We start from the raw sequence: 6,599 nt of genomic DNA on the forward strand, positions 1-6,599 counted from the left end.
TCGGCGCTCTACGTGATGTTTGCGCGCGGCATGTTCGAGGACACGCAGCGCCTGGTGCTGATCTCCGACGACTCCGAAGGCGTGGTGGTCGGCATGGACATGACCTTCGCCGGTTTTCCCATTGGCCGCGTGGGGCGCATCGAGCTGGGTGCGGACGGCACGGCGCGCATCCTGATCGATGTGCCGAGCCGGGACGCCAAGTGGCTGCGCACCTCCAGCATCTTCACCATGGAGCGCGGTCTGGTGGGCGGCACGCGCATTCGTGCCTACAGCGGGGTGCTGGACGACCCGGCCTTGCCCGACGGCGCCGAACGCTCGGTGTTGCGCGGCGACACCGCGGCCGAGATCCCCAAGCTCGCCGCGAGCATGCGCGAGGTGCTGGAGAACGTGGCGGCGCTGACCAAGAAAGACGCGGCGCTGGACACGGCGCTGAACAACGTGCAGAGCGCCACCGAGCGGCTCAAGGGCCCGCAGGGGGCTATGGGTGTGCTGATGGGCAACGACGAAGACGCGAAGAAACTGGTGCTCACCATCGATCGCGCCAATGCCTTGCTGGCGCGCGCCGATGCACTCACCGCGCGCATGGACAGCCTGGTGAGCAACGCGAACAAGCAGGTGTTCGGCCAGGGCACGGCCGAGGGTGGCCTGGTGGCCGACGCCCGCGTGACCGTCCAGCAGCTCAATGGCCTGCTGGCCGAGGCGCGTACCAGCCTGCAGAAGGTGGACGCGGTGCTGGTGGAGGCGCAGGGCATTGCCAGCAACACGCGCGAGGCCACGACCGACCTGGGCGTGTTGCGCGGCGAGGTCGAGTCCAGCCTGCGCAAGGTGGACGGGCTCATCAGCGACATCAACCGCAAATGGCCGTTTGCGCGCGACACCGAAATCAAACTCCCATGATCGAAATCACCCCCGTCGCTTGCTCACTGCGTGTAGCCGCATCCCCCCTCCAGGGGGGAACACCCTGCGCCCCGGCAAAGCCGGTTGCGCGGTGTTTCTGGGTTGGTGCTGTCTCAGCGCTCTGTCTTGCTGTGGCCGCCTGCTCCAGCAACCCACCCCCACCCCAGTGGCCGGCCGAAGCCAAGGGCGGCAGCGAACGCGCCACCGAGGCCTGGCTCGGCGGCAACAGCCGCATCGAGGCGGCGGAGTTCAACCGGGCGCGTGCCGAATTGGCCAGCACCGGGCAGGTGGCCTTGGTGGCTCGGCTGGAGTTGCTGCGCTGCGCCACGCGGGTGGCCAGTCTGGTGGTGGAGCCTTGCGCGGGTTTTGAAGCGCTGGCGCAAGACGCGGCACCGGCCGAACAAGCCTATGCGCGCTACCTGGCGGGCACGGCACAGGCGGGGGATGCGGCGCTGTTGCCCGAGGTGCACCGCGCCCTGCTGGGCAACGCTTCACCCGACACAGCGCTCGCATCGATCCAGGACCCGCTGTCGCGACTGGTGGCCGCCGGTGTGCTGTTTCGCAGCGGGCGTGCCACGCCCGGCGTGATCGCCACCGCGGTCGACACCGCTTCGGCGCGCGGCTGGCGCCGGCCTTTGCTGGCCTGGCTGCAGCTGCAACAACAGCGTGCGCAGGCCAGCGGTGATGCGGCTGCCGTTGCCGCCTTGCAGCGGCGCATCGACCTGGTGGCGCCGCCGCGCTGAATCAGCGCATCGGTATCACCGTGCCGGCGGGCAGTGGCACCGCCGTGATGCTGTTGTCGGGCGAGCCTTCGATCACACGGTCGGAGTAGCTCAGGTAAACCAGGGTGTTGCGGGCCTTGTCCACCATGCGCACCACCTGCAGCTTTTTGAACAGGAACGAGGTGCGCTCGGTGAACACCACTTCCTGTTGTTTCATGGGGTCGCCCGCAAACGACACGGCACCCACCTGCTGGCACTCGATGCTGGCGTCCGACGTGTCCTCGGCCAGACCCAGCCCGCCCTTGATGCCGCCGGTCTTGGCGCGCGACACATAGCAGGTGACGCCCTTGACCTTGGGATCGTCGAACGCATCGACCACGATCTTGTGGTCGGGCCCGAACAGTTTGAACACCGTGTCCACCTCGCCGATGGCTTGTGCATGCACCGCCGAGGTGGCGAACAACAGGCCCAGCACCAGGACGGACAGAGGGGCTAAACAGCGCAGTGGGTGCATGGTGACTTTCAGAAGGGGAGGTTAATCATGCGCCGGCCAGTGGCCGCAGCACGCCGAGGGCGAACGGCAGGCTCACGATGCCCAGCAAGGTGGACAGTGTGACCAGCCCGGCGACGTAGGGTCCGTTGTAGCCCATGCGCGCGGCCAGCACATAACAGCTGGACGCGGTGGGCACGGCCGAGAACATCAGCAGGATGGTGGTCTGGGTCGGGTCGAGCCGGAACAGCAGGGCCAGCCCCAGCGCCATCACCGGCATGCCGAGGTGCTTGACCGCCAGCACCAGCCCGCCCAGGGTCTTGGCACTGGCCAGCATGCCGAACTGCATGCCCGCGCCCGCGGCCATCAGACCCAGGGCCAGCGACGCCTGCCCGATGCGGTTGACCGTGGGCTCCAGCCAGAACGGCATTGAAAAACCCAGCAGGTTGGCCACCAGCCCCGACACCGTGCCCACGATGAGCGGGTTGCGCAGCAGCTCGCGTGCAAAGCCCTTGTTGGCGTGGCGCGCCATCGGCCAGACCGCGCCCACGTTGAACAGCGGCACACACACGCCGATGAGCACCGCGATCATGAGCAGGCCCGGCGGACCGGCCACTTTTTCGGCCAGCGCGAGCGCAATGAAGGAGTTGAAGCGAAACCCCACCTGCGCGCTGGCCGCGTGCAGGCGCACGTCGAGGTGTTTGCCGATCCAGGGCCAGTGGGGCAGCGAGTACGACAACGCGATGCCGCACAGGCCCAGCGAGATGCCGGCGCCCATGAGGCTGGAGGCCTGGCTCAGATCGAGCGGGCTCTTCACGATGCTGTGGAACAGCAGCACCGGAAACAAGAAGTAGTACACAAGACTCTCCACCTGCTCCCACACCTTGCGGTTGAGGGCCGTGAAGCGGCACACCAGGTAGCCACAGAGGATGAGCGAGAAGTCGGGGAAGAGGAGTTGGGCGAAATTCACCGGAGGAGCATAGCGCGCTCCCCCGGGTGTTCAGGGGTTTCCACTTATGTAGTTGTCCCATGGTCATGCGCTTGCCCAGCGGCTACATTGCAGGCTCGCATCGCGCGACCGTACCCCGCTCGCGCGGAACAGGCCAACCCCGGCCTGCCTTCATCGATGTCTCAAGCAAGGAGCAAGTCTCATGGTTTCTCGTCGTCAACTGGTTGCAATCGGTCTGTCCTGTGCCACGGTGGTGGCCGGTGGTTCCGCCTGGGCTCAGGCCTACCCCAACAAGGTCATCCGTCTGCAAGTCCCGTTTGCACCCGGCGGCACCACCGACATCATTGCCCGCGTCATGTCCGAGTCGCTCGGCAAGGCCCTGGGCCAGAACATGATTGTTGAAAACAAGGCCGGTGGCGGCGGTGTGGTGGGTGCGCTGGAGCTGTCGCGCGCCCCGGCCGACGGTTACATCCTGGGCATGGCCACGGTGTCGACCACCGCGGCCAACCCGGCGATCAACGCCAAGATCCCGTACAACACGCTCACCGATTTCACGCCCATCATCAACATCGCGGCCACGCCCAACGTGATCGCGGTGCACCCCAGCTTTCCGGCCAGGGACTACCAGGGTTTTCTCGCCGAGCTCAAGAAGAACCCGGGCAAATACAGCTACGCCACCTCGGGCACCGGGGGCATCGGCCACCTGCAGACCGAGCTGTTCAAGAGCCTGACCAACACCTTCATCACGCACATCCCCTACCGCGGAGCAGGCCCTGCGCTCAACGACACCGTGGGTGGCCAGGTCCCGATCATTTTCGACAACCTGCCCTCGGCGCTGCCCTTCATCCGCGACGGTCGCCTGATCGCCATCGTGGTGGCCGCGCCCCAGCGCGTGGCCAGCATGCCAACGGTGCCCACCTTCAAGGAAGTGGGCCTGGAGCCGGTGAACCGCATGGCCTACTACGGGCTGATCGGCCCCAAGGGCCTGCCGCAAGAGGTGGTGGACAAGATCTCCAGCGCCACCAAGCAGGCGCTGACCGACCCGGCTGTGAAGAAGCGCGTGGAAGACACCGGCTCGCTGATCGTGGCCAACTCGCCGGCCGAGTTCTCGGCGCAAATCAAGGCCGAGTTCGAGGTCTACAAGGACGTGGTTGCCAAGCAGAAGCTCAAACTGGAGTGATGAACCCGGCCCTGGCATCGACCAGCGAGGACCTTGCCGGGGCTTTTGTCGACGCGCTCTGGCTCGAAGAGGGCCTCTCGCGCAACACGCTGGACGCCTACCGGCGTGATCTGGTCTTGCTCGGCCAGTGGTTGGCCGCGCAAGGCAAAACCCTGCCGCAGACCACCGAAGCCGATCTCAACGGCTACTTCAGCGAGCGCCACAACCAGACGCGTGCCACCACCGCCAACCGCCGGCTCACGGTGTTCAAGCGCTACTTTCGCTGGGCGCTGCGCGAACGCTTCATCACGGCGGACCCGACGCTGCGCCTCTCACCCGCACGCCAGCCCCTGCGCGTGCCCAAGACGATGTCGGAAGCGCAGGTGGAGGCCCTGCTCAACGCGCCCGACGTGGGCACACCGCTGGGCCTGCGCGACCGTTGCATGCTGGAGCTGATCTATGCCAGCGGCCTGCGCGTGAGCGAACTCGTGACACTGAAAACCTGGCATGTGGGCATGAACGAGCAGGTGCTGCGCATCACCGGCAAGGGCAACAAGGAGCGGCTGGTGCCCTTTGGTCAGGTGGCTGGGCAGTGGTTGCAGCGCTACCTGGGGCAGGCGCGCGGCGACATATTGAATGGTCTGCAGAGCGAAGACCTGTTCGTCACCTCGCGCGGCTCGCGGGCGGGCGAAGCCATGACGCGTGCGATGTTCTGGCAACTGGTGAAAAAGTACGCCCTGGCCGCCGGCATCACCGCACCCATTTCGCCCCACACCCTGCGCCACGCGTTTGCCACCCACCTGCTCAACCACGGTGCGGATTTGCGCGCGGTGCAGATGCTGCTCGGCCACGCCGACATTTCCACCACCACCATCTACACCCACGTGGCCCGCGAACGCCTCAAGACCATCGTGGCGCAGCACCATCCACGGGGCTAGTTCTTGGTCTGACCCCAGAGTTGTGCAAGGCGCGCATCGCGTCCGCAACTCGTTCGGTAGTACTTGTAGCGAACCGGGTTCTTCAGGTAGTAGTCCTGGTGGTAGTCCTCGGCCGGGTAGAACTGCGTGGCCGCGACGATCTCTGTCACGATGGGTTCCTCGAACGGCTTGGATTTTTCCAGCGCCGCCAGCGAGCGTTTCACGACCTCTGCCTGTGCGGCGTCGTGCGTGAAGATGGCCGTGCGGTAGGGGTTGCCCGCGTCGCAGAACTGGCGGTCTTTGGTGGTGGGGTCGATGGTGCGCCAGAACTTTTCAACCAGCGTGGCGTAGCTCACCTTGGCCGGGTCGAACACGATCTCCACCGCCTCGGCATGGCCCGTTTTGTTGGCGGACACCTGGCGGTAGGTGGGGTTGGCCACCGTGCCGCCGATGTAGCCCGAGGTGGTGGACAACACACCGGGTATCTTGTCGAAATCGGACTCCACGCACCAGAAGCAGCCGCCGGCGAACGTGGCCTTGGCGGTCACGGCAGGGGCTTGGGCCTGCGCGATGCCAGCCGACAGCAGCACCGAAGTGATGAGGGACAGAAAAAGTGACTTCATGCCGCCGCCTTGAAGGTGAGCGCCACGCCGTTGTTGCAATAGCGCTTGCCGCTGGGCTTGGGGCCATCGTTGAACACATGGCCCTGGTGGCCGTCGCAGCGCACGCAGTGGTATTCGGTGCGGGGAAAGATCGCCTTGTAGTCGGTCTTGGTGCCCAGGGCGCCAGCCAGGGGCGTGTGAAAACTCGGCCAGCCGGTGCCGCTTTCGTACTTGGTGTCGGACGAGAACAGCGGCAGATCGCAGCCCGCGCAGTGGTAGGTGCCTTTGCGCTTCTCGGCGTTGAACGGGCTGCTGCCCGGACGCTCGGTGCCTTCTTCGCGCAACACGTCGAACTGGGCAGGGGTCAGGCGCTTTTTCCACTCGGCCTCGCTGAGCTTCCAGGGGTCGGTGGCAGCCAACGCGTTGGCGACGGGAGCGGCGGCCTGTGAGCCCAGGCCAAGCAATGCGAGCAGTTTCATGGTCTGGCGGCGGGTGGGATGGGATGGGTTGTTCATGCAGGTGAGTCGACCACAGCCCGCATTCCTTACACGGCCCCACGGGTACTCCGTGTAAAGACCCGCTTACGTTTGCGCCATGCGCAGGCGTCGCGCTGCGTCTTCGTCGCGCGCATCGTCGATCTCGCGCATCACGCTGCCCAGGTCCACCGTACCGGGCGCGCGCTCGTAACGGCCAGTGAGCGGCGTGTCGTTGCTCAGCAGGCCGCTCTGGTACAGGCTCCAGATCTCGGCGCCGAACTGGGTTTTGAGCAACTCGGGCGCGAACTGGCCGAAGAAGTCGCGCAGGTTGGCCACGTCGCGCAGCAGCATGCGCTGGGCGTGGTTGTTGCCGGCGGCGTCCACCGC

The 6,599-nt window shown here is 66.1% G+C and carries 8 protein-coding genes and 1 pseudogene; 4 read left to right on the forward strand and 5 right to left on the reverse strand.

Annotated elements, in window-relative coordinates:
* A partial coding sequence (locus Q1W68_RS13700; protein WP_300716949.1) for a mammalian cell entry protein occupies nt 1-897 on the forward strand: 897 nt, incomplete at its 5' end.
* Nucleotides 898-1,028: 131 nt separating this feature from the next.
* Nucleotides 1,029-1,640 (forward strand): hypothetical protein, encoded by a 612-nt coding sequence (locus tag Q1W68_RS13705; RefSeq protein WP_300648046.1) that lies wholly within the window; start codon nt 1,029-1,031, stop codon nt 1,638-1,640.
* A gap of 1 nt (nt 1,641) precedes the next feature.
* Here Q1W68_RS13705 and Q1W68_RS13710 read toward each other — a convergent pair whose 3' ends face one another.
* Together Q1W68_RS13710 and Q1W68_RS13715 are read right to left on the reverse strand one after the other, a co-directional pair.
* Nucleotides 1,642-2,133: a CreA family protein gene (locus tag Q1W68_RS13710; protein ID WP_300716950.1), complete on the reverse strand. Its 492-nt coding sequence runs from the start codon at nt 2,131-2,133 to the stop codon at nt 1,642-1,644.
* A 25-nt stretch (nt 2,134-2,158) separates the two neighbouring features.
* Complete coding sequence (locus Q1W68_RS13715; RefSeq protein ID WP_300716951.1) at nt 2,159-3,079, reverse strand: AEC family transporter; 921 nt, start codon at nt 3,077-3,079, stop codon at nt 2,159-2,161.
* Between the two features lie 181 nt (nt 3,080-3,260).
* Here Q1W68_RS13715 and Q1W68_RS13720 point away from each other — a divergent pair, with 181 nt between their 5' ends.
* Complete coding sequence (locus Q1W68_RS13720) at nt 3,261-4,238, forward strand: tripartite tricarboxylate transporter substrate binding protein BugE (protein WP_300648052.1); 978 nt, start codon at nt 3,261-3,263, stop codon at nt 4,236-4,238.
* A complete protein-coding gene (gene xerD / locus Q1W68_RS13725) occupies nt 4,238-5,155 on the forward strand; it encodes a site-specific tyrosine recombinase XerD (RefSeq protein ID WP_300716952.1) in 918 nt (305 codons plus the stop codon). The genes Q1W68_RS13720 and xerD overlap by 1 nt, the downstream gene beginning before the upstream one ends.
* Here xerD and msrA read toward each other — a convergent pair.
* The 3 genes and pseudogenes from msrA to Q1W68_RS13740 all read right to left on the reverse strand — a co-directional run.
* Nucleotides 5,152-5,757, reverse strand: a complete 606-nt coding sequence (gene msrA, locus Q1W68_RS13730) for a peptide-methionine (S)-S-oxide reductase MsrA (protein ID WP_300716953.1) — start codon at nt 5,755-5,757, stop codon at nt 5,152-5,154. The two genes, xerD and msrA, sit on opposite strands and share 4 nt — an antisense overlap.
* On the reverse strand, nt 5,754-6,251 hold the full coding sequence (msrB, locus tag Q1W68_RS13735; RefSeq protein ID WP_300648057.1) for a peptide-methionine (R)-S-oxide reductase MsrB: 498 nt from the start codon (nt 6,249-6,251) through the stop codon (nt 5,754-5,756). Before msrB ends, msrA begins: the two co-directional genes overlap by 4 nt.
* A gap of 66 nt (nt 6,252-6,317) precedes the next feature.
* A pseudogene (locus Q1W68_RS13740) lies at nt 6,318-6,599 on the reverse strand (serine protein kinase RIO); the annotation flags it as partial.

Origin of the sequence: Hydrogenophaga sp. (assembly GCF_030158645.1) — a bacterium.
Taxonomy (GTDB): Bacteria; Pseudomonadota; Gammaproteobacteria; order Burkholderiales; family Burkholderiaceae_C; genus Hydrogenophaga.

Bases quoted from the DNA above. Each gene is read 5' to 3' on its own strand.
- msrA (WP_300716953.1), bottom strand. From the start codon at position 5,757: ATGAAGTCACTTTTTCTGTCCCTCATCACTTCGGTGCTGCTGTCGGCT.
- xerD (WP_300716952.1), top strand. From the start codon at position 4,238: ATGAACCCGGCCCTGGCATCGACCAGCGAGGACCTTGCCGGGGCTTTT.
- Q1W68_RS13710 (WP_300716950.1), bottom strand. From the start codon at position 2,133: ATGCACCCACTGCGCTGTTTAGCCCCTCTGTCCGTCCTGGTGCTGGGC.
- msrB (WP_300648057.1), bottom strand. From the start codon at position 6,251: ATGAACAACCCATCCCATCCCACCCGCCGCCAGACCATGAAACTGCTC.
- Q1W68_RS13720 (WP_300648052.1), top strand. From the start codon at position 3,261: ATGGTTTCTCGTCGTCAACTGGTTGCAATCGGTCTGTCCTGTGCCACG.